The organism is Duganella sp. BJB476, assembly GCF_003416895.1.
Classification (GTDB): domain Bacteria; phylum Pseudomonadota; class Gammaproteobacteria; order Burkholderiales; family Burkholderiaceae_D; genus Rugamonas.
In genome coordinates this window covers 127055-148407 of record NZ_QVIO01000008.1, presented here as the reverse complement: position 1 = coordinate 148407, position 21353 = coordinate 127055, and the positions used below count along the sequence as shown (strand labels likewise).

Below are 21353 nucleotides of genomic sequence, written 5' to 3'. Positions count from 1 at the left end.
TCTGAGCGAAAGTGCCAAGGCGTACCTCACGAGCAGTGTTTCTCAACGCGTCGTTTGGTACGCCGCATTGTCCTCAGTTGAACTTGCTGAAGTCCGGCTTGCGTTTCTCAAAGAAGGCGGTAAACGCTTCCTTGGCTTCCGGGGCGGCCAGCATGGCGCCGAAGAATTTGTTTTCGGCGGCGATGGCTTCCGTCACCGGGCCTTTGCGGGCGGCCTTCATCAGCTGCTTGGTGGCGCGGATCGAGCTGGCCGGCAAGGCGACCAGCTTGGCGGCCTGGCCTTCGGCAAAGGCGCGCAGCTCGGCGGCCGGCACGATCTTCGATACCAGGCCCATCTCCAGCGCTTCCTGCGCCAGGAAGGCTTCGCCCAGCATCAGCTTCTCGGCGGCGCGCGGGTAGCCGGCGATCTGCGTCAGCAGTATGCTCGACGCGAACTCAGGGCACAGGCCCAACTGCACGAACGGCATCGAGAACTTGGCGTTGTCGGCAGCGTAGACCAGGTCGCAATGCATCAGCAACGTGGTGCCGATGCCGACCGCCGCGCCGGCCACTGCAGCCACCACCGGTTTGGTCGAGCCGCTCAGCGCCATCATGAACTTGTAGACCGAACGCTCTTCGATGCCCGAGCCGTCGGCCGGACGCGCGGTCTTCATGAAGTCTTCCAGGTCGTTGCCGGCGGTGAAGATCTCCGGCTTGCCGACGATCAGGATGGCGCGCACGGCGGCGTCCTGCTCCGCTTCGTTGATGGCGTCGGCCAAGCTCTGGTACATCGCCGAGGTGATCGCGTTCTTGCGTTCCGGGCGGTTGAATTCCAGCGTCAGCACGCCGTTGGTCTTGCTGCTCAAAATATCCATGTGATCTCCAAAATGATTAAAGGGCGCCGTGGTTAAACCGCAGCGCCCTTCTTATGATTCCGTGCTTAGCTTATACGCGTTCGATAATACCAGCAGCGCCCATGCCTGCGCCTACGCACATGGTGACCATGCCGTATTTCAGGTTGTTGCGACGCAGTGCGTGCACCACGGTCGCAGCGCGGATCGCGCCGGTTGCGCCCAGCGGGTGGCCCAGGGCGATCGCGCCGCCCATTGGGTTGACCTTGGCTGGATCCAGGCCCAGGTCGCCGATGACGGCCAGTGCCTGTGCCGCAAACGCTTCGTTCAGTTCGATCCAGTCCAGCTGATCCTGGGTGATGCCGGCAGCTTTGCACGCATCTGGAATCGCGAACTTAGGACCGATGCCCATGATTTCCGGTGGTACGCCTTTGACGGCGAACGACGAGAACTTGGCCAGCGGGGTCAGGTTGTGCTCGCGCAGGAATTTCTCGGACACGACCAGCAGCGCGCCGGCGCCGTCGGACATCTGCGACGAGTTGGCGGCGGTGACCGAACCCTTGGCGGCGAACACTGGCTTCAGCTTGCCCAGCGATTCCACGGTCGAATCGGCGCGTGCGCCTTCGTCGGTGTCGACGGTGCGGGTCTTGATCTTGATTTCGCCAGTCGCCAGGTCAGGCGTGCGGGTGATGATTTCAACCGGGGTGGTCTCGTCCTTGAAGAAACCGGCCTGCTGCGCGGCGATGGCGCGGCGGTGCGATTCAACGGCGAACGCGTCCTGCGCTTCGCGCGAGATTTTCCACTGGGTCGCCACTTTTTCAGCGGTCAGGCCCATGCCGTATGCCATGCCGACGTTGTCGTCGGTGAACATGTTCAGGTTCATCGATGGGTGGTGGCCCATCATCGGCACCATCGACATCGACTCGACGCCGCCGGCGATCATCGCATCGGCTTCGCCAACGCGGATGCGGTCGGCAGCCATGGCCAGCGCGGTGATGCCCGATGCGCAGTAGCGGTTGATGGTGACGCCGCCGATGGTCTTAGGCAGGCCGGCCAGCAGCACCGATTGACGGGCGATGTTGAAGCCCTGCTCCGCTTCCGGGAACGAGCAGCCGATGATGGCGTCGGTGATCAGCGCCGGGTCCAGACCAGGCGCTTGCGCCAGGGCCGATTGCAGCACGCGCACCAGCAGGTCGTCCGGACGGGTCTTGTTGAACATGCCGCGCGGCGCCTTGCCGATCGGGGTGCGGGTGGCAGAGACGATGTATGCGTCTTGAATTTGTTTGCTCATTTTATTCTTTCGAAAATTTTTGATCGAAGACTATGCGGAACTAGGAAGCCCGCTTCTCGGATAAATACCAATCCACTTGAACCTGTGCGGCCAGCGTGCCGGCGGCGTCGAAGATGTCGACTTCCACCGGGAACGCCACCTTGCCCTGCTCTTTCAGCTCGGCCTTCAGCGCGGCCAGATCGCCAGGGACGCGGCCTTCGGCGCGCGTGGCGCCCTTGGCTACTTTCTGGTACTGGATGCGCGATTCCTTGGCGACCGGGCGCAAGCCCAGGATCAGCTCCGCGAAGCCGCCAGCCATGGCCGCGCCGGAAGCCGTTTCGGCCAGCGTGAACAAGGCCCCGGCGTGCTGCGTGCCCAGGTGGTTATTGAGCTTCGGGTCCTCCGGCATCGACACTTTCGAAGTGCCGCTGCCGATCTCGTCGATCCTGATCCCCAGCAAACGCACGAAGGGCAAGGTGTCCATCATTTGTTGCTTGATACGGTCATACACCATGCTTGGCCTCACGCGCAGTAGAACTCTAAATACCAGTTTCAGGATCGACATACCGATTAGTTGCGGACTGGCTTACCGGTCTGCATCATGCCCATGATGCGTTCCTGGGTCTTCGGATGGTTCAGCAGTTCCAGGAAGGCTTTACGCTCCATGTCCAGGAACCACTGCTCGCTCACGAACGAACCCTGGTCGATATCGCCGCCCGACACGATCTCGGCGATCATCTCGCCCAGCTTGAAGTCGTGCGCGGAGATGAAGCCGCCGTCGCGCATATTGACCAGCTGCGCCTTGATGGTGCCCCAGCCGTAGCGGCCGGTTACCTGCACAGGAGTCTTCAGTGGCGGACGATAGCCCTTGTCGAACATGGCGCGCGCTTCAACCTTGGCCACGTGCAGCAGCTCGTAAGGGTTGAACACGATCACGTCGTCTTCTTTCAGGTAGCCCATGGCCTGCGCTTCCAGTGCCGACTTCGACACGTTGGCGGTAGCGGCGTTGGTGAAACCGGTCTTCAGGAATTGCAGGATGTCGGTGCCCTTGGCTTCCTTGAACGCGCGCACTGCCGCTTCTTTCAAGCCGCCGCCAGCAGGGATCAGGCCTACGCCCACTTCCACCAGGCCGATGTACGATTCGATCGAGGCCACGCGCTTCGATGCGTGCAGCGCCATTTCGCAGCCGCCGCCCAGCGCCAGGCCAGCAACAGCAGCCACCACCGGCACGTTCGAATATTTCATCGCCATGAAGGTGTCTTGCAGTTCGCGGATGATAGGGTCGACCGCTTTCGCGCCGCCCTGCATGAACGCAGGCAGTGCCGATTGCAGGTCGGCGCCGGCCGAGAACGCGCCGCCGTCGGCCGCGTCCGCGCTCCAGATCACCAGGCCCTTGAAGTTCTTCTCGGCTTCGGCCAGTGCTTTACGGAAGCCAGCGATCACGCCTGGGCTAATCACGTGCATCTTGGTTTTCAGCGAGATCACCAGAACGTCGTCGCCCGAGTGCCACAGGCGGACGTCGTCGTCTTCGTGCACGGTGGTGCCGGCGGTGCGGCCATCGATGGCGCCCGAACCCAGTACCGGTGCGCGGAATGCCTGACGGTCGTAGACGGCCAGCGACGAGCGCGGCACGAACGATTTCGACACTGCGGACCACGAACCTTCAGCGGTGTGGACGCCGCCTTTTTCAGCGACCGGACCTTCGAATACCCAGGCTGGCAGCGGTGCGTTGCACAGCGCCTGGCCGGCGTCGATGTCTTCCTTGACCCAGGTGGCCACTTGCGACCAGCCTGCTGCCTGCCACGTTTCGAACGGGCCGACGTTCCAGCCGAAGCCCCAGCGCATGGCGAAGTCGATGTCGCGCGCGTTGTCGGCCACGGTGTCCAGGTGGATCGCGATGTAGTGGAAAGCGTCGCGGAAGATCGCCCACAGGAACTGGCCTTGTGGGTTGGTCGATTCGCGCAGGGCCTTCATCTTCTTGACCGGATCTTTTTCCTTCAGGATGCGGGCAACGATGTCGGCAGCCTTGCCGCCGCCGGTGACGTATTCGCCGGTGGCGAAGTCCAGGCGTTGGATTTCCTTGCCAACTTTTTTGTAGAAGCCGGCGCCGGATTTCTGGCCCAGCGCGCCTTTTTCCACCAGGCCAGCCAGTACGGCCGGGGTCTTGTAGACGGCGGCGAACGGATCGTTCGGCAGGTAGTCCTGCATGGTCTTGATCACATGGCCCATGGTGTCCAGGCCGACCACGTCCGCGGTGCGGAAAGTGCCCGACTTGGCGCGGCCCAGCTTGGAACCGGTCAGGTCATCGACCACGTCGCACGACAGGCCGAATTTTTCTGCTTCGTGCACGATCGCCAGGATGCCGAACACGCCGACGCGGTTGGCGATGAAGTTAGGCGTATCTTTGGCGCGAACCACGCCCTTGCCCAGGGTGGTGGTCAGGAAGCCTTCCAGCTGGTCGCTGATTGCCGGCTTGGTGAACTCGGTCGGGATGATTTCGACCAGGTGCATATAGCGCGGCGGGTTGAAGAAGTGCACGCCGCAGTAGCGCGATTTCAGGTCGGCGTCGAAGCCTTCGGACAGCTTGGTGATCGACAGGCCCGAGGTGTTCGAGGCGAAGATCGCGTTGGCGGCGATGTGCGGAGCGACCTTCTTGTACAGGTCGTGTTTCCAGTCCATGCGCTCGGCGATGGCTTCGATGATCAGGTCGCACTCGGCCAGCTTGGCCAGGTCGTCTTCGTAGTTGGCTACTTCGATCAGCGCGGCGTGGTCTTTGTTGCCCAGTGGTGCAGGCGACAGTTTCTTCAGGTTCTCGATGGCGCGCAGCACGATGCCGTTCTTCGGACCTTCCTTGGCTGGCAGGTCGAACAGTACGACTGGCACTTTGGCGTTGACGCAATGAGCGGCGATTTGCGCGCCCATCACGCCGGCGCCCAGCACGGCTACTTTTTTAACGATGAAATTGGTCATGTCGTTTCCTTTAAGTTCTTAGAACAGGTCGGCGTCGAGTGCCATCAGGTTGGCGGAGCCCGAACGTGCCTGGCGAATCAAGGTTGCAGTTTCTGGCTGCAGGCGGGCGAAGTAGAAGCGCGCCGTGGCCAGCTTGGCTTTGTAGAAATTGTCGCCGCTGTCTTCTTTGGCCAGGGCGATTTTCGCCATCTGTGCGAAGAAGTAGCTGTACACCATGTGGCCGACCACGCGCAGGTAAGGTACGCATGCCGCGCCGACTTCGTCCGGGTTCTGGAAGGCTTTCATGCCGATTTCCATGGTCAGCTTGGTGACCTTGTCGCCCAGGTCACCCAGCGGGGTGACGAATTCGCTCATCGCTTCGTCGGTGCCGTTGTCTTCCACGAAGGCTTTGATCTTCTCGCCGAACTTGCGCAGCTTGGCGCCGTTGTCGCCCAGGATCTTACGGCCCAGCAGGTCCAGCGACTGGATGGTGTTGGTGCCTTCGTAGATCAGGTTGATACGGGCATCACGCACGTACTGCTCCATGCCCCATTCGGAGATGTAGCCGTGGCCGCCGAACACTTGCATCGCTTCCGAAGTGGCGATCCAGGCGTTGTCGGTGATGAAGGCCTTGATGACCGGGGTCAGCAGCGCGACTTCGTCGGCGGCTTCCTTGCGCACTTCTTCGTCAGGGTGGTGCAGTTCGCGGTCGATCTGCAGCGCCACGTACGAAGTGAAGGCGCGCGCGCCTTCGGCGTAGGCCTTGCCGGTCAACAGCATGCGGCGGACGTCAGGGTGGACGATGATCGGGTCAGCAGGCATTTCCGGATTTTTCACGCCCGACAGCGAACGCATCTGGATGCGGTCCTTGGCGTAGATCAGCGCGTTCTGGTAGGCGATCTCGGTCAGGCCCAGCGACTGCATGCCCACGCCCAGGCGGGCCGCGTTCATGAACACGAACATGGCGTTCAGGCCTTTGTTCGGCTGGCCGATGATCCAGCCACGGGCGCCGTCCAGGTTCATCTGGCAGGTCGAGTTGCCGTGGATGCCCATCTTCTCTTCGATGGCGCCGCAGGTGATCGGGTTGCGTTCGCCGACCGAGCCGTCTGCTTTCGGCAGGAACTTAGGCACCAGGAACAGCGAAATGCCTTTCGAGCCTTCCGGCGCGTCCGGCACGCGGGCCAGCACCAGGTGCAGGATGTTTTCAGCCATGTCGTGCTCGCCGGCCGAGATGAAGATCTTGTTGCCGGTGATCAGCCACGAGCCGTCTTCCTGTGGCAGCGCTTTCGAGCGCAGCATGCCCAGGTCGGTGCCGCAGTGCGGTTCGGTCAGGCACATGGTGCCGGTCCATTCGCCGGAGACCAGCTTAGGCAGGTAAACTTCCTTCTGGTGGTCGGTGCCGTGTTCTTTCAGGCACTCGTAGGCGCCGTGCGACAGGCCTGGGTACATGGTCCAGGCCTGGTTGGCCGAGTTCAGCATTTCGTAGAACGAATTGTTCAGCACGACAGGCAGGCCCTGGCCGCCGTATTGCGGATCGCAGGCCAGCGCGCCCCAGCCCGCTTCAACGTACTGCTTGTACGCTTCCTTGAAGCCTTTAGGCGTGGTCACGGTGTGGGTCGCGGCGTCGTGCTTGCAGCCTTCGCGGTCGCCCGAGTGGTTCAGCGGGAACAGCACTTCGGCGGTGAATTTGCCGCCTTCTTCCAGTACCTGGTTGATGATGTCGGCATCGACTTCGGCGTAATCCGGCAGCGACTTCAGTTCTTCTTCCACTTTCAGGAATTCGTGCAGAACAAATTGCATATCCCGGATTGGCGCGACGTATTGACCCATGATTTTCTCCTGATGACTTTTGTAATGATTACGATGTGAATGAGTGTTTTTTACGTTATTGCTGTGCCACCACCGCTGACGGCGTTTGCGGATTACGGTACGTTTCGATCAAGCGCTCGAAGCCGGTGCCGGCCCGGCCCAGGCTGCCCGGGATGCGCAGGAAGCGCGCATCGTGGTGCAGTGCCAGGATCAGGCCGTACATCTCGTACACCAGCTGCTGCGGGTCGGTGTCGCTCTTGAGGTCGCCGCTTTCGACGCATTGCTGCACGCAGCGCAGCAGCGCGCCCTGCCAGGCGCCGACCATGGCCATCAGCTCTTCGCGGATCGGACCAGGACGGTCGTCATACTCCACCGCGCCGCTGATGTAGATGCAGCCCGAGGCCACTTCCACGCTGACCCGCTTGACCCAGCGCGCAAACATCGACTTGAGCCGCTGGATACCGCGCGGCTCCTTGACGCTGGGGAAAAACACTTCCTGCTCGAAACGATGGTGGTACAGCTTCAGTACTTCCAACTGCAAATCTTCACGCGAGCCGAAGTGGGCGAACACGCCGGACTTGCTCATGTTCATCTTGTCCGCGAGCAATCCGATGGTCAGGCCTTCAAGACCATCCCGGCTGGCCAGGTCCAGCGCCACATCCAGGATTGCCGCGCGTGTCAGTTCGCCTTTGCGCATAAATTTAGTTGATGTATTAATAAGATTGCATCCCAAGGTAAATTATTCATGGAGAGAAAAGAGCATTCTGCTCCACTTGAATTTACTCCGTGTGAAAAGAATTGCGAACGCTCGTACTATTATCCACTGAGGGGTAAAAGTCAAACGCTAGTGTTAGAGGCGGCGTTCTATTACTGCGGCATAGCAACTAACCCCGCGCGGCGGTCTGGCGCGGGTTGGGGATTAATCGCTGAATTTGCCTAATTGACGGCGGTCGCGCTTGGTCGGCCGCCCTTTGAAATCCGCGCTGGGTTCGCGGAACATCTTGCGCTGTTCGGCCACGGTCGCGCGGCGCGCGACGCTGGCGTCGGTTTCCTCGTACAGGTTGCGGGCGATCGGCGCCGCCGCCCGCACGTCGGACAGGTTCATCACGTCGACTTCCCAGCGGTCGGAGCCGTTGTCGATGTCCAAGGTGTCGCCGATGCGCACCGCGCGCGCCGGCTTGACCTTGTCGCCGTCGAGCTTGACCTTGCCGCTATCGACCGCCTCGGTGGCCAGCGAACGGGTCTTGAAGAAGCGCGCGGCCCACAGCCATTTATCCAGTCTGACACTATCGCTCAAGCGTATTTCCCCACTGCGAAAATCCGCATCGCCAGCTTGTACGCGAAAAACGCGATCTCGTAGCCGACACGGCGGAAGCGGCCGACGTGCTCGAAGTCGGCGTAGTTGACCGGCACGCCATCGGCGATGGCGGCCTCGATGTGCTGGCGCAGGTTTTGCGCGAAGACCGCATCCTTGATCACCACATTCGCTTCCTGGTTTAAAAACAGGCTCAAGCCGTCCACATTGCTGGAGCCCACGGTCGCCCAGTCGTCGTCGATTACCGCCACCTTGGCATGCAACTGGGTCTTGTGATATTCCACCACTTTGACGCCGGCCGCAAGCAGCTTCGGGTAGAAGGAATGCGCGACCGCGTCCTGCAACCAGATTTCGCCGACGCCGATCAGCAGCGTGACCTCGACGCCGCGCTGGGCCGCCGCCGCCAGCGCATGGCGGAACCTGGCGCCCGGCGCGAAATACGGATTGGCCAGCAGCACGCTCTTGCGCGCGCGCCCCAGCGCCTGCATGTAGGCGCGCTGTATCGTCCTGCGGTTGCGCAGATTGTCGCGCACCACGAAGCCGGCCTGCACCATGTTCTCGCGGGCGATCTTGTTCACCTTGCGCATGTCGCGGAACAGGCCGATCCGCTTGATGATGCCCAGCTTGCCCAGGCGGCGCCACTGGGTCAGCGCCTCCAGCTGGATGGCCGCCACCAGCGGCCCGCGCACCTGCACCGCGAAATCCCAGCGCGGCGCCGACAGGCTGATCGCGTGGTTGTAATCGCAGTACATATCGTCGTTGATGTTGATGCCGCCAACGAAGGCGACCTCGCGGTCGACCACGCAGATCTTGCGGTGGGTGCGGGTGACGCCGCGCTTGAACCAGGGATTGAAGATGCGGTGCTCGACCCCGGCCGCCACCAGCCGTTCGTGCATGCTGTTGATCTGGCGGCGGCCGGTGCCCCACCAGTCGGTGATCATGCGCACCTGCACGCCGCGCTGCGCTGCACCGCTCAGCGCGGCCAGCACGGCGGTGCCGGTGTCGTCGCCGGCAAAGATATAGGTCTCGAAATACACCTCGTAGCGGGCGGCGTCGATCGCGGCTATCAGCGCAGGAAAGAAATCGGTGCCCGTGTGGAGCAAGGTGACTTCATTGTCGGCGATAAAATTTACTGAGCGCATAGCTGGATTCTACCCTTGAGTTCCGAAATAAGGCGCTTCCATGGAAACGAGTCTATAATAAATTGCAACCCCCTTGGAGCATGATGGATGCCGACCCGTAGTCTACTGATGATGCTGGCAGTGTGCTGGGCCCAGGCCACCGCCGCCGAGCTCGATGGCGACTGCCCCAAGGTGGTGGTGTCCGCCGATCCCGACTATCCGCCGCTGCACTGGTACGACGGCAAGGAGTTGCGCGGCCCCAGCATCGACCTCGCCACCCGCATCCTGTCCGACCTGAAGATCCCCTATGAAGTGCGCTATGTCGGCCCGTGGAAGCGGGTGCTGGCCAATGCCTCGATCGGCAAGATCGATCTGGTGGCGACGCTGAAAATCCAGCCGGAGCGCGAACGCTACCTGGACTTTGTGCGCACGCCGGCGTTTCCCAATCCGGTGGCGGTGTTCGTTCCGCGCCAGCGCGCCTTCATCTTCAACACCTGGCAAGACCTGGCCAGCCACAAGGGCGGCATCGCGCTGGGCAACACCTTCGGCCAGGAGTTCTCGCAATTTGCCGCCGCCAATCTGCGGCTGGAGGAATCGGGCACGGCGGACAGCAATTTCCGCAAGCTGGGCCTGGGCCGCATCGACTATTTCGTGAGCGGCCTGTTCACCGGCGAGGCCTGGCTGGCGCGTCATGGCCGCAACGCGCAGATCGTGGCGATGCGTCCCTTCCTGGCGGAAGACAAGAACTACTACGCCTTCTCCAAGTTCAGCCCCTGCACCCGCCATCTCGACGCGTTCGAGGCGCGGCTCAAGGAGCTGGTGGCCAACAAGACCAACATCGCCATGCTGAACGCCAGCCTGCAAGACCTCGACGTCAAGCTCGACAGCGCGACGCTGGGCCGCAAATAGTTCAGGCCAGCGTCAGGCTGGCGACGATGGGGGCGTGGTCGGACAGCTTGGCCCACAGGCTGCCGTGCATCACCTCCGCCGCCTCGACCTTGAAGCCGCGCACGTAGATGCGATCCAGCCGGAAGAACGGTAGCGCCGCCGGAAAGGTGCGCGCCGGATTGACGCTGGATTTGCGGCGCAGCGTGCGCACGATCTCGTCGAGCGCGGAGTTGGTGCCGATCTGGTCGAAGGCCTCGACCACGCCGAGCGCGTTGCGCAATTCGCTGCTGAGGGTGTTGCGCCAGTCGTTGAAATCACCGGCGATGATGACCGGCTCGCCGTCGGGCGCGGACGCGCGCACGGCCGAGATCAGCGCCTGGGTCTGGCGGCGGCGGCCCGCTTCGAACAGGCCCAGGTGCACCACATAGCAATGCACCGTGCCGTGCGGCGTATTCAGCACGCAGTGCAGGATGCCGCGCTGTTCGTAGGCGTGGTCGGAGACGTCGTGGTTGGCCTGGTTGGCGATAGGGAACGCGCTCAGCAGTGCGTTGCCGTGATGGCCATGGTCGTAGATCGCGTTCATGCCGTAGGCGGCATGGGCGTGGCGCGACTCGCCGGCGAAATACTCGTGCTGCGCCGCGGCGGGCCAGTGCTTGTGGCCGAAGTGTTCGGCGCCGTACTTGGCGGCGTTCAAGTCGTGCTTGCCCTGCACCTCTTGCAAAAAAACCACATCGGCGTCGAACAGACCAATCGCCTGCTTGAGCGCCAGCACCCGCGGCTCGCTGCGGATGGCGGATACGCCCTTGTGGATGTTGTAGGTCGCGACTCGGATTTTCATCCGTCTATTCTAACCCTGAGTCCGCGATGTGGGCGTACGCCGTCGCACATACCGCCTGCTGGCGCTCAGCGTTTTACGCCGGCTCGAAAGCCTGCTGCCGGAAAACCTCGCAACATTCCCTCAACGCTTAAGTCCTCGTCAAACTGCTCCCAATGCAAACCATCACCATCACCGATGATTTCCCATCGCTCAAGCTCTGGAAGAGTCGCGCTAGCCAACCGAGGATACCAAGCGAGAGGAGTACTGATGCGGCGGCCATCCATAAGCTCAACAGTGAGTGAATCCGCATCGAACGAGACACCTTTGATACGTTCATCAGGGATCGTCAAAGTAGTCATTCCATCTCCTCAAGAAATCCAGACGATAGCGAGAAATAATACGCTCAATTTCACGCAATTCAAGCGGCGTAAAGCGCCTGTTCCGCACTACGGTCAGGCTTTCAATCCAGAACTTTGCGGTCTTGCCATCCTTATCTACGTGGACGTGCGGAGGCTCACCAAACTCGTGACTAAAAAAATAGAACCGGTAGCCTTTGAACCGCAACAGCACTGGCATGACATGCTCCAGAAATCGATACGGATTTCCGAGTATGCGTCGGGACTGCTAGTCGCCATTTGAGGCGACACAAGCTAGCGGATCTGCTGGGGTAGCTGAAGCACGGCTTCGGCGTTGGAGGAGGAGAAGCATTTGTCGGCCGCTTCCAGATACGGCAGCCAGACGTGGTTCAGGTGCTCGCGCGGGGCCAGCTTGATGGCGATGTCGCGCGAGACTTCGACGCTGAAGACGTGCTCGGTATTTTCCGTCACGCCGGGCGCATAGCGGTGGCGCCACACCGGATAGATCGTGTAGATGTTGGACAGCTGCCAGTCGCGCAGCACGATGCGTTCACCGTCGGCGACGATGCCGGTTTCCTCGAACAGCTCGCGGCGTGCGGTGTCCAGCAAGGGCTCGTCGAGCGCGTCCAGCGAGCCGGTCACCGATTGCCAGTAACCCGGCCGGTCGGCGCGTTCGATCAGCAGCACTTGCAGGTCGGCCGTGTGGATCACCACCAGCACCGACTCGGGAATCTTGTAAGGCTTCATAGTTCGGATAAAAGAAAAGGCGCCGAAGCGCCCTTTCCATTGCAATTAGCTGGCTACTTTAGGCTCAGCCGCGCGCAGACGGATATGCAGTTCTTTCAACTGCTTCTCGTCCACTTCCGACGGCGCCTGGGTCAGCAGGCACTGGGCGCGCTGGGTTTTCGGGAAGGCGATCACGTCGCGGATCGAATCGGACTTGGTCATCAGGGTCACGATACGGTCCAGGCCGAATGCCAAGCCACCATGCGGCGGCGCGCCGTATTGCAGCGCGTCCAGCAGGAAGCCGAACTTCAGGCGGGCTTCGTCGGCGTCGATCTTCAACGCGCGGAACACTTTCGACTGTACTTCCTCGCGGTGGATACGGATCGAACCGCCACCCAGCTCCCAACCGTTCAGGACCATGTCGTAGGCCTTGGCGATGCAGGCGCCCGGATTGGTTTCCAGCCAGTCTTCATGGCCGTCTTTCGGCGCCGTGAATGGATGGTGGGTCGCGGTCCAGCGATCGGCTTCTTCGTCGTATTCGAACATCGGGAAGTCGATCACCCACAGCGGCGCCCAGACGTCGTCGAACAGGCCGGCTTTCTTGCCGAATTCCGAATGGCCGATCTTGACGCGCAGCGCGCCGATGGCATCGTTGACCACCTTGGCCTTGTCAGCACCGAAGAAGATCAGGTCGCCGTCTTCGGCGCCGGTCAGTTCCAGCACCTTGGCCAGCGCGGCGTCGTGCAAGTTCTTGACGATAGGCGATTGCAGACCGTCGCGGCCCTTGGCCTTCTCGTTGACCTTGATGTAAGCCAGGCCGCGCGCGCCGTAGATGGCGACGAACTGGGTGTAGGCGTCGATTTCCGAACGTGGCATGTCGCCGCCCTTCGGTACGCGCAGGCCCACAACACGGCCGTTAGGCATGTTGGCGGCGCCGGAGAAGACCTTGAAGTCGACGTCCTTCATCACTTCGGTCAGGTCGGTGAACGACAGCTTGACGCGCATGTCCGGCTTGTCCGAACCGTATTTGCCCATCGCTTCGGCGAAGTCCATCACCGGGAACGGGTTAGGCAGTTCGACGTTCATGGTGTTGCGGAACACCTTGCGGATCATGTCTTCGAACAGGTCGCGGATTTCCTGTTCGGTCAGGAACGAGGTCTCGCAGTCGATCTGGGTGAATTCAGGCTGGCGGTCGGCGCGCAGATCTTCGTCGCGGAAGCACTTGGTGATCTGGTAGTAACGGTCGAAGTTGGCGACCATCAGCAGCTGCTTGAACAGCTGCGGCGATTGCGGCAGCGCGAAGAAGTTGCCGGCGTTGACGCGCGACGGCACCAGGTAGTCGCGCGCACCTTCCGGGGTCGACTTGGTCAGCATCGGGGTTTCGATGTCGATGAAGCCCAGGTCGTCGAGGTACTTGCGCACTTCCATCGTGACCTTGTAGCGCAGGCGCAGGTTGTTCTGCATCTGTGGGCGACGCAGGTCCAGCACGCGGTGGGTCAGGCGGGTGGTTTCGGACAGGTTGTCGTCGTCCAGCTGGAATGGAACGGCCACGGAGGCGTTCAGCACTTCCAGTTGCGAGCAAACCACTTCGATCTTGCCCGACGCCAGGTTGGCGTTGACGGTGCCGGCCAGGCGGTCCTTGACCACGCCGGTCACGCGCAGGCAGAACTCGTTACGCACGGCTTCGGCGGCCTTGAATACTTCAGCCTGCTCCGGATTGCACACGATCTGCACCAGGCCTTCACGGTCGCGCAGGTCGATGAAGATCACGCCACCGTGGTCGCGGCGACGATGTACCCAGCCGCACAGGCTGACAGTTTGGCCAAGCAGCGCTTCAGTGGTGAGGCCGCAGTAGTGAGTACGCATTGAGGACATGTTTATTTCTCGGTTCAGGTTAAGTTACTCAGTTAATCTTTTATTTGGCGATCTCGATGGCCTTGGGCGCGTCTTCCGGCGACACCACGCCCATCGAAACGATGTACTTCAGCGCCGCATCGACGGACATGTCGAGCTCGACCACGTCCTTGCGCGCCATCATCAGGAAAAAGCCCGACGTCGGGTTCGGCGTGGTCGGGATGTAGACGCTGACATAGTCGCCCACCAGGTGGTTCTTGACGTCGCCGCCGGGGGTGCCGGTCAGGAAGGCGATGGTCCACGAGTTCTGGTGCGGATACGGGATCAGCACCGCCTTGCGGAAGGCATTGCCGGACGACGAGAACAGCGTGTCGGACACTTGCTTGACGCTGGAATACAGCGAACTGACGACCGGGATGCGGGTCAGCAGTTTTTCCCACAGCTTGACCACGTAGTTGCCGACCAGGTTGTTGGTCAGCAGGCCGGTCACGAACACGATCAGGATCGTCAGCAGCGTGCCCAGGCCGGGAATATCGAAGCCGATCAGGGTACGCGGCTGCCAGCGTTCCGGCACAAACAGCAGGGACTGGTCCATGGTGCTGATGACCAGGTTCAGCACCCAGGCGGTAATCGCCAGGGGCACCAGGATCAGCAAGCCGGTAATGAAATATTTACGCATCGATTACTCTTAGAGTGGGTGTGCTTCAGTCCGACTTCGTGCCGGAGGCGGGCGCGGCAGGCGCGGCCGCCGGCGTCTCCGTCGGGGCGGGCGCAGCCGGTCCGCTCGCGGTGCCGGTCGCCGGCGGCGTGCCGCCACGGAAATCGGTCACATACCAGCCGGAACCCTTCAACTGGAAGCCGGCTGCGGTCAATTGTTTCTTAAACGTCTCTTTGCCACACGACAGGCAAACAGTCAGCTGCGGGTCGGACATCTTCTGCAAGACATCCTTGGCAAAACCACATGCCTCGCAGCGGTAGGCGTAGATCGGCATCTATTACTCCGCAAAAATCATCAAAACCCTGAATTATAAAGCTTTTTGCCGCCCGCCTGCCTGTTTCCTCCAGCCAAGGGGCGGCCGGGCGCCGTCAGCCGCCGATTTAGCCCCGGCGGCGCCACACCATCCAGCGCTCCTTGCCCTCGAACACGGGGATGGAATCGCTGACGGCGTCGTCGGCGATGCACTCGAAGTCGTCCTTCAGCAAGGCTTCCAGCTCGGCGCGCGTGATGCCGAACGGCGGGCCCTTGGGCGCATCGTCGAAGAAGAAATAGCCGGCCAGCAGCGCCCCCGGCGCCAGCAAGGCCGCCCAGCGCGCCGCCACCTGCGGCCGCATCGCGCGCGGCAAGGCGCACAGGAAGGCGCGCTCGTAGATCAGTTGCAAGGGACTTTCCGGCTGCCAGGCGAAGAAATCGGCCTCGACCACGCGCGCCGCGTGCGGTCCGACCGCCGCCTTGCCCGCCGCCACCGCAGCCGGCGAGAAATCGATGGCCACCGCGTCCCAACCCGCATCGGCCAGGTAGGCCAGCTCGTAGGCCGAGCCGCAGCCAGGTATCAGCGTCGTCAGCGGCGCGCTGGCGGCGGCGAAGTCGCGCAGGGCCTGCGGCACGCCGCCCCGGTCCCAGGGCGTGAACTGGCGCTCGAAGCGCTCGTCCCAGAACGCCGGCGACATCGGGTCGCGCTGTGCGAAGTCCACCATGGTCAGATGACGTGATGCCAGCGCAGGTACAGCTGGTAGCCCGCGACGCCGATGCCGAAAGCACAGGCGAAGTAAATCACCAGGCTCAGCAGCCGGTTGGTGCGCTGCTGTTCATGGATCAGCACCTTGATCAGCTCAGTGTTATCGGACGGCTTCTCGCCGCCCTGCTCCAGCGCGCGGTGCAGCAGGCGCGGCAGTTGCGGCAGGATGTGGGTGTAGCGCGGCGCTTCCGCCTTCAGGCGCTGCCACATGCCCTGCCAGCCGACCTGCTCGGCCATCCAGTTTTCCAGGTAGGGCTTGGCGGTCTTCCACAAGTCCAGGTCGGGATCCAGCTGGCGGCCCAGGCCTTCGATATTAAGCAGCGTCTTTTGCAGCAGCACCAGCTGCGGCTGCACTTCGACGTTGAAGCGGCGCGAGGTCTGGAACAGGCGCAGCAGGATCTGGCCGAAGGAGATGTCCTTCAGCGGCCGGTCGAAGATCGGCTCGCAGCAGGCGCGCACGGCGGACTCCAGCTCGTCGACGCGGGTTTCCTTGGGCGCCCAGCCCGACTCGATGTGGGCCTCGGCCACGCGCTTGTAGTCGCGGCGGAAGAAGGCCAGGAAATTCTGCGACAGGTAATCCTTGTCGAAGTCGTTCAGCGTGCCGACGATGCCGAAGTCGAGCGCGATGTAGCGGCCGAAAGTCTGCGGATCGATCGACACCAGGATGTTCCCCGGATGCATATCGGCGTGGAAGAAGCCGTCGCGGAACACCTGCGTGAAGAAGATCTCGACGCCGTCGCTGGACAGTTTTTTCAAGTCCACGCCGGCCGCTTCCAGGCGGTCGATCTGCGACACCGGGATGCCGTGCATGCGCTCCATCACGATCACGCTGTTGGAGCAGTAATCCCAATGCATCTCCGGCACCAGCAGCAGCTTGGAATCGGCGAAGTTGCGGCGCAGCTGGCTGGCGTTGGCCGCCTCGCGCATCAGGTCCAGCTCGTCGTGCAGGTATTTGTCGAACTCGGCGACCACTTCCTTCGGCTTCAGGCGCTTGCTGTCGGCCCAGATGCGGCCTATCCATTCGGCCGCGATGTGCATCAGCGCCACATCCTCGTCGATGGACTTCTTCATGCCCGGACGCAGCACCTTGACCGCCACCTGCTTGCCGTCCTTGAGCGTGGCGAAGTGCACCTGCGCGATCGAGGCCGACGCCACCGGCGTGCGCTCGAAACTGGCGAACAGCTGGTCGGGATGGGCGCCCAGCGACTTGCGGATCTGCGCGATGGCCAGGTCGGAATCGAAGGGCGGCACGCGATCCTGCAGGCGCGACAGTTCCTCAACCAGGTCGGCCGGGATCAGGTCGCGGCGGGTCGACAGCACCTGGCCGAACTTGACGAAGATCGGCCCCAGGTCTTCCAGCGCCATGCGCAGGCGCACGCCGCGCGGCGCCGACAGGTCGCGCCAAAAGAACACGGTGTCGATCAGCTTGGCGATGCGCGGTTTTTTCAGGCCGGAGATGGCGATTTCGTCGAGGCCGTATTGCACCGATACCCGCAGAATCTTCAGCAGGCGTAAAAATTTCAACATCATTTGGGATCCAGTTTCTGTTCCAGTTTGGCCAGGCGCTTGGCGGCGCGCTCGACGTCGTCGCGCAGGCGCACCACGTCGGCCGAGAAGGCTTCCACCGTTTGCGGGCGGATCAGCACAGGTTTTTCATCGAGCAGGAATTCGGCGACGTTTTCGGCCAGCTTCTGGTGGCCGTTCTTGATCGCTTCAAACGCGGCCTTGGCGCCGGACACCACGCGCACGGCGGCGATCGGGCCCACCACTTTTTCCAGGTCGTGCTCGGCTTCCCAGCGCAGCGACTTGCTCAGGTTGGAGATGGCGTTGGCGAACTCGGCGTCGCCCTCGATCTGCACGTAGGAAAACGCCCGCTCGCGGTTCTGCGCGATCAGCGGCAGGTCGGACAGCTTGACGCGGATGGTGACGCGGGCCGGTTCTTCTGGCGGCGCCGCTTCCAGCATGCCGTCGGCCGTCACGCGCAGGCGCAGCACGACGGCGCCGGTGTCGATGGCGGCGATCTTGCCGGCGTGGCGCTGCAACTCCTTGCGCGCCCACGGCTCCTGCGCCAGCAAGTGATTGATGGCGGCGCTGGCCGGCGCCGCAGCGGAGAAATTCGGTGGTGTCATTCGTCTACCGTGAAAACAAAAACCGCAAAACAAAACCGCCCGGAAATACGGGCGGTCTTGATCTTACCAGCTTGCCGCGAATTGTCGGCAATTACGCGAGCTGTTGAATACCAGCCAGCAGCCAGCCAGACGCGCCGGAAACCGGCTTGGACAGGTTCCACACCTCGTTGAACGGCTCGGCCAGCGCATCCGGCGCGGGCTTGATGGTGCCGGTGAACTTGACGCTGGCGAGGTAGTCGCTGTCGCTGGTTTCGATGCCCAGCAGCTCGGCGTCGATGGTGACGACGTCGGTGTAGTCCTTTTGCGCGCCGCGCTCGCTGATCTGCATCTTCAGCTCGGCAAACACTTCAGGGGTGGTGAATTCGCGGATATCGGCCGAATCGCCCTTGTCCCAGGCCGCCTGCAGGCGGATGAAATTGCTCTTGGCCACGCGCAGGAAAGCCGGCGCGTCGAAGTCGGCCGGCACGCCCCAGGGCGTGTGGGCGACCGGCGTGGCGGCCTGCTGCACCGGCTCAGGCTGCAAGCGGGAGCCGATCTCCGGCGTGCCGCTGGATGGCGGCATCGCGTACACATTGTTGCCACCGTTATTGCCACCAAATGCGGCTGGCGCAGGCTGCGAGCGGCCGCGGATCAGGCGAATGACGAAGAACACCACGCCGGCCAGCAATGCCAGCATGATCAGCGAGCCGAACATGCCGCCCATGGCGCCACCCAGGCCGAAGTGCGAGAACAGTGCGCCGATACCCAGGCCCAGCAACGCGCCGCCCAGGATGCCTTTCCATGGGCTGGCCGGCTTCGGCGGGATGGCGGCTGGCGGGGCGACCGGCGCCGGCGCGGCTTGGCGCGGCGCTGCCGGCGCAGGCGCGGCGGCCGGCGGCATGCGGTTGACGCTTTGCGATTGACGTCCGATCGAACGGCCGCCGCCCATCGGACGGGCCAGCGCCTCGCCCAGCATCGACAGTGCGGAAACGGCCAATACGGCGCCGATCAGGATTTTCTTGATGTTCATGCTACTCCTATGACTACAGTTTGATACCGGTGTGTAAAGCGGCCACACCTGCCGTCAGGTTGTAATACGTCACGCGTTCCAGGCCGGCCTCTTCCATCATGGTCTTCAGCGTTTCCTGGTCCGGGTGCATGCGGATCGATTCGGCCAGGTAGCGGTAGCTTTCGGCGTCGTTGGCGATCTTCTGGCCCATCCACGGCAGGATCTTGAACGAATAGAAATCGTAAGGTTTCTGCAGCGGCTCGGCCACTTTCGAGAATTCCAGCACCAGCAGCTTGCCGCCCGGCTTGAGCACGCGGCGCATTTCCGCCAGTGCCTGGTCCTTGTGGGTCATGTTGCGCAGGCCGAAGGCGACGCTGACGCGGTCGAAATAATTGTCCGGGAACGGCAGTTTTTCCGCGTCACATAACAATGTGGGGGTCAACAGGCCGCGATTCAAGAGGCGGTCGCGGCCGACGCGCAGCATCGATTCGTTAATATCGGTGAGCCAGACCTCGCCGGTCGGGCCTGCTTGCTTGGCAAATACCTTGGCCAGGTCGCCGGTGCCGCCGGCGATGTCCAGGCACTTGAAACCGGGGCGCACGGCGGCGTTGGCGATGGTGAAGGTCTTCCACAGGCGGTGCAGGCCGGCCGACATGACGTCGTTCATGATGTCGTACTTGGCGGCGACAGAATGGAAAACCTTGGCGACTTCGCGGACTTTGTCGTCTTCCGCGACGGTTTTGTAACCGAAGTGAGTGGTATTGGTCATGGTAGGCAGGCCTGTTAGTTTGCCTGCATTATACAAGCTGACAGCCTTGAGGGCGGGCCGCCACTATGGCAAAATCGGCAACTCACACATCACTGGATACCCAACATGAAAAAAGTTATTGCCGCATTGCTGTTCTGCGCTTCGGGCGCCGCGTTCGCCAACTCAGCCTGCGACACGCCGAAGAACGACTTCGACGGCCTGTATTGCCTGAACAAGGTGTACCAGGAAGCGGACAAGGAGCTCAACGAGAACTACAAGACCCTGAGCGCCAAGCTCGACGCCGACGGCAAGAAGTCGCTCAAGGCTGGACAGCTGGGCTGGATCGAACAGCGCAACAAGAGCTGCTCCAAGCGCGAGGCCAACGATTTCTACGTCAACCTCGATTGCGCCACCAACACCACCATCAAACGCGCCCAGTTCCTGCAAGACCGCGTGCGCGAGTGCTCCAGCTCGGGCTGCCAGAACAGCAAGCTGAAGGACTAACCCCCACGGCGCCTACTGCGCCGGCAGGTGGCGCCATTCCAGTCCCAGCGCCGCGCGCTTGGGAAAGCCCTTCCACAGGCCAGGATCAGGCTTGATGGTGCCGTCCGCGCCCAGCGGCGGCAGCTCCAGATACGGCTGGAACGGCTGCTGCTTGAGGTGGATGCCGAGGAAAGCCGTGACGAAATGCTGGTTGATGTTGTTGATGCGGCGGCTGTCCCACACCGGCTCGGAATAGGACATGAAGTCGTCGAAATTGGCCAGCATGGCCGGCGACGGCGGATTCGGCGCGGAGTTGTGGCGGCCGCCGACGTAGGTCAGCAGGTAGCGGTCGGCGTGGATGGCGCCCTGGAACAGGCGCAGCACGCCGTCCTGGTAGCCGGCCACGTCGTCCTGGTCGCCGCTGACGAACAGCGTCGGCGTGCGCACGCCGGCCAGGCCGGCCGGCTCCCACACCTGATGCGCGCCGCCCCATGGCGCGAACGCCACCACCGCCTTGATGCGCGGATCGCGCCGCGCTTCGTATTGGGCATTGCCCTGCTGGTTGACGGCCAGCTTGCCACCGGGGACATACGCGGCCGCCACCGGGCTTACGCCGGCGCCAACGGTGTTGAGTGCGCCGTAGCCGCCCATCGAGTAGCCGATCAAGGCGGTGTTATCGGCATCGACCAGGCCGGACAGGAAATGCCCGCTGCCCGGCTTGCCCCAGGCGGCGACGGTTTGCAGCACGAACAGATCGTCTTGCGCGCGGTTCAGCAAGGTGCTGGCGAAGCCGGCCTTGTCGGCGCGGGTCGACTCGGGATGGTCGATCGCCACCACGATGTAGCCTTTGGAGGCGAGGTTTTCGGTCAGGTAGCTCATCTGCATGCGCGAGCCGGGATAGCCGTGCGAGACGATCACCAGCGGATAGCCGCCGGCCGGCGCGGTGGCAGCCGGAGCCTGAGGCGCTGCGTCGCGCACGGCGCGGCCATTGAACTCGAACGGCGTGTTGGGACGGGCTGGATCGTTGGGGCCGGAGCCGAGCACATCGGTATAAACGGTATGTTCTTTTTGGCCTGGCTGGAGTTGGGCTGGGTACCACACTTCCAACGTCAGCTTGCGGCTGTAGCGCGGGTTCGGCGTGGCGTCGCTGTAGCGCAGGATATCGAGCTGGTCCGCATGCTCGGCCACCAGCGTGCGCACGCCAACCTGCAACGATCCACGCGCGGCAAGCTCGGGCGCGTCAGGCCGCGCATCACCGAAGTATTCCTGAGCGCGCAGCGGCGCAGCGACCAAAACCATCGCCAACATCAACACTCTGCAAACATCCCTCATGCC

The 21353-nt window shown here is 62.5% G+C and carries 23 protein-coding genes; 2 read left to right on the top strand and 21 right to left on the bottom strand.

The genetic code is table 11. The annotated features are described in order from the left end of the window. Nucleotides 1-73: 73 nt before the first annotated feature. From D0T21_RS26510 to clsB, 8 genes are all read right to left on the bottom strand, one after another. Entirely contained in the window at nucleotides 74-853 is a 780-nt protein-coding gene (locus D0T21_RS26510) for an enoyl-CoA hydratase (RefSeq protein ID WP_116992706.1), read from the bottom strand. Between the two features lie 70 nt (nucleotides 854-923). Continuing rightward, entirely contained in the window at nucleotides 924-2120 is a 1197-nt protein-coding gene (locus tag D0T21_RS26505) for an acetyl-CoA C-acyltransferase (protein ID WP_116992707.1), read from the bottom strand. A gap of 40 nt (nucleotides 2121-2160) precedes the next feature. After that, nucleotides 2161-2613 (bottom strand): PaaI family thioesterase, encoded by a 453-nt coding sequence (locus tag D0T21_RS26500; protein ID WP_008444563.1) that lies wholly within the window; start codon nucleotides 2611-2613, stop codon nucleotides 2161-2163. A 56-nt stretch (nucleotides 2614-2669) separates the two neighbouring features. After that, on the bottom strand, nucleotides 2670-5069 hold the full coding sequence (locus D0T21_RS26495) for a 3-hydroxyacyl-CoA dehydrogenase/enoyl-CoA hydratase family protein (protein ID WP_116992708.1): 2400 nt from the start codon (nucleotides 5067-5069) through the stop codon (nucleotides 2670-2672). An 18-nt stretch (nucleotides 5070-5087) separates the two neighbouring features. Then, nucleotides 5088-6878, bottom strand: coding sequence for an acyl-CoA dehydrogenase C-terminal domain-containing protein (locus D0T21_RS26490; protein ID WP_116992709.1), 1791 nt, complete (start codon nucleotides 6876-6878; stop codon nucleotides 5088-5090). 55 nt (nucleotides 6879-6933) lie between these two features. Next, nucleotides 6934-7554 (bottom strand): TetR/AcrR family transcriptional regulator, encoded by a 621-nt coding sequence (locus D0T21_RS26485; RefSeq protein WP_116992710.1) that lies wholly within the window; start codon nucleotides 7552-7554, stop codon nucleotides 6934-6936. A 222-nt stretch (nucleotides 7555-7776) separates the two neighbouring features. Continuing rightward, nucleotides 7777-8154, bottom strand: coding sequence for an RNA-binding S4 domain-containing protein (locus D0T21_RS26480; RefSeq protein WP_116992711.1), 378 nt, complete (start codon nucleotides 8152-8154; stop codon nucleotides 7777-7779). Then, complete coding sequence (clsB, locus tag D0T21_RS26475) at nucleotides 8151-9314, bottom strand: cardiolipin synthase ClsB (protein ID WP_116992712.1); 1164 nt, start codon at nucleotides 9312-9314, stop codon at nucleotides 8151-8153. The genes D0T21_RS26480 and clsB overlap by 4 nt, the downstream gene beginning before the upstream one ends. An 87-nt stretch (nucleotides 9315-9401) precedes the next feature. Here clsB and D0T21_RS26470 point away from each other — a divergent pair, with 87 nt between their 5' ends. Next, nucleotides 9402-10202: an ABC transporter substrate-binding protein gene (locus D0T21_RS26470; protein WP_116992713.1), complete on the top strand. Its 801-nt coding sequence runs from the start codon at nucleotides 9402-9404 to the stop codon at nucleotides 10200-10202. 1 nt (nucleotide 10203) lies between these two features. Here D0T21_RS26470 and D0T21_RS26465 read toward each other — a convergent pair whose 3' ends face one another. The 12 genes from D0T21_RS26465 to ubiE all read right to left on the bottom strand — a co-directional run bounded on the left by D0T21_RS26465 (nucleotide 10204) and on the right by ubiE (nucleotide 19556). Beyond that, entirely contained in the window at nucleotides 10204-11019 is an 816-nt protein-coding gene (locus D0T21_RS26465) for an endonuclease/exonuclease/phosphatase family protein (RefSeq protein WP_116992714.1), read from the bottom strand. Between the two features lie 65 nt (nucleotides 11020-11084). Beyond that, a complete protein-coding gene (locus D0T21_RS26460) occupies nucleotides 11085-11357 on the bottom strand; it encodes a DUF2442 domain-containing protein (protein ID WP_116992715.1) in 273 nt (90 codons plus the stop codon). Further along, nucleotides 11335-11574, bottom strand: coding sequence for a DUF4160 domain-containing protein (locus D0T21_RS26455; RefSeq protein ID WP_116992716.1), 240 nt, complete (start codon nucleotides 11572-11574; stop codon nucleotides 11335-11337). Before D0T21_RS26455 ends, D0T21_RS26460 begins: the two co-directional genes overlap by 23 nt. A gap of 74 nt (nucleotides 11575-11648) precedes the next feature. Beyond that, entirely contained in the window at nucleotides 11649-12101 is a 453-nt protein-coding gene (gene nudB / locus D0T21_RS26450) for a dihydroneopterin triphosphate diphosphatase (protein WP_116992717.1), read from the bottom strand. A 45-nt stretch (nucleotides 12102-12146) separates the two neighbouring features. Then, on the bottom strand, nucleotides 12147-13946 hold the full coding sequence (gene aspS / locus D0T21_RS26445) for an aspartate--tRNA ligase (RefSeq protein WP_199538583.1): 1800 nt from the start codon (nucleotides 13944-13946) through the stop codon (nucleotides 12147-12149). 49 nt (nucleotides 13947-13995) lie between these two features. Further along, entirely contained in the window at nucleotides 13996-14613 is a 618-nt protein-coding gene (locus tag D0T21_RS26440; RefSeq protein ID WP_116992719.1) for a DUF502 domain-containing protein, read from the bottom strand. Nucleotides 14614-14638: 25 nt separating this feature from the next. Then, complete coding sequence (locus tag D0T21_RS26435) at nucleotides 14639-14926, bottom strand: FmdB family zinc ribbon protein (protein ID WP_116992720.1); 288 nt, start codon at nucleotides 14924-14926, stop codon at nucleotides 14639-14641. Between the two features lie 106 nt (nucleotides 14927-15032). Continuing rightward, a complete protein-coding gene (locus D0T21_RS26430) occupies nucleotides 15033-15629 on the bottom strand; it encodes a methyltransferase domain-containing protein (protein ID WP_116992721.1) in 597 nt (198 codons plus the stop codon). A gap of 2 nt (nucleotides 15630-15631) precedes the next feature. Next, the gene (ubiB, locus tag D0T21_RS26425; RefSeq protein WP_116992722.1) at nucleotides 15632-17200 is read right to left on the bottom strand and encodes a ubiquinone biosynthesis regulatory protein kinase UbiB; all 1569 of its coding nucleotides are present in this window, start codon (nucleotides 17198-17200) and stop codon (nucleotides 15632-15634) included. Next, the gene (locus D0T21_RS26420; protein ID WP_116992723.1) at nucleotides 17197-17799 is read right to left on the bottom strand and encodes an SCP2 domain-containing protein; all 603 of its coding nucleotides are present in this window, start codon (nucleotides 17797-17799) and stop codon (nucleotides 17197-17199) included. Before D0T21_RS26420 ends, ubiB begins: the two co-directional genes overlap by 4 nt. 91 nt (nucleotides 17800-17890) lie before the next feature. Beyond that, nucleotides 17891-18808: a Tim44 domain-containing protein gene (locus D0T21_RS26415; RefSeq protein WP_116992724.1), complete on the bottom strand. Its 918-nt coding sequence runs from the start codon at nucleotides 18806-18808 to the stop codon at nucleotides 17891-17893. 13 nt (nucleotides 18809-18821) lie between these two features. Next, the gene (ubiE, locus tag D0T21_RS26410; protein ID WP_116992725.1) at nucleotides 18822-19556 is read right to left on the bottom strand and encodes a bifunctional demethylmenaquinone methyltransferase/2-methoxy-6-polyprenyl-1,4-benzoquinol methylase UbiE; all 735 of its coding nucleotides are present in this window, start codon (nucleotides 19554-19556) and stop codon (nucleotides 18822-18824) included. A gap of 105 nt (nucleotides 19557-19661) precedes the next feature. Here ubiE and D0T21_RS26405 point away from each other — a divergent pair, with 105 nt between their 5' ends. Further along, entirely contained in the window at nucleotides 19662-20039 is a 378-nt protein-coding gene (locus D0T21_RS26405; protein ID WP_116992726.1) for a lysozyme inhibitor LprI family protein, read from the top strand. A 12-nt stretch (nucleotides 20040-20051) separates the two neighbouring features. Here D0T21_RS26405 and D0T21_RS26400 read toward each other — a convergent pair whose 3' ends face one another. After that, nucleotides 20052-21326 carry a dienelactone hydrolase gene (locus D0T21_RS26400; protein ID WP_229211645.1) on the bottom strand — a complete coding sequence of 425 codons (1275 nt, stop codon included), beginning with the start codon at nucleotides 21324-21326 and terminating at the stop codon, nucleotides 20052-20054. Between the last annotated feature and the right edge of the window lie 27 nt (nucleotides 21327-21353).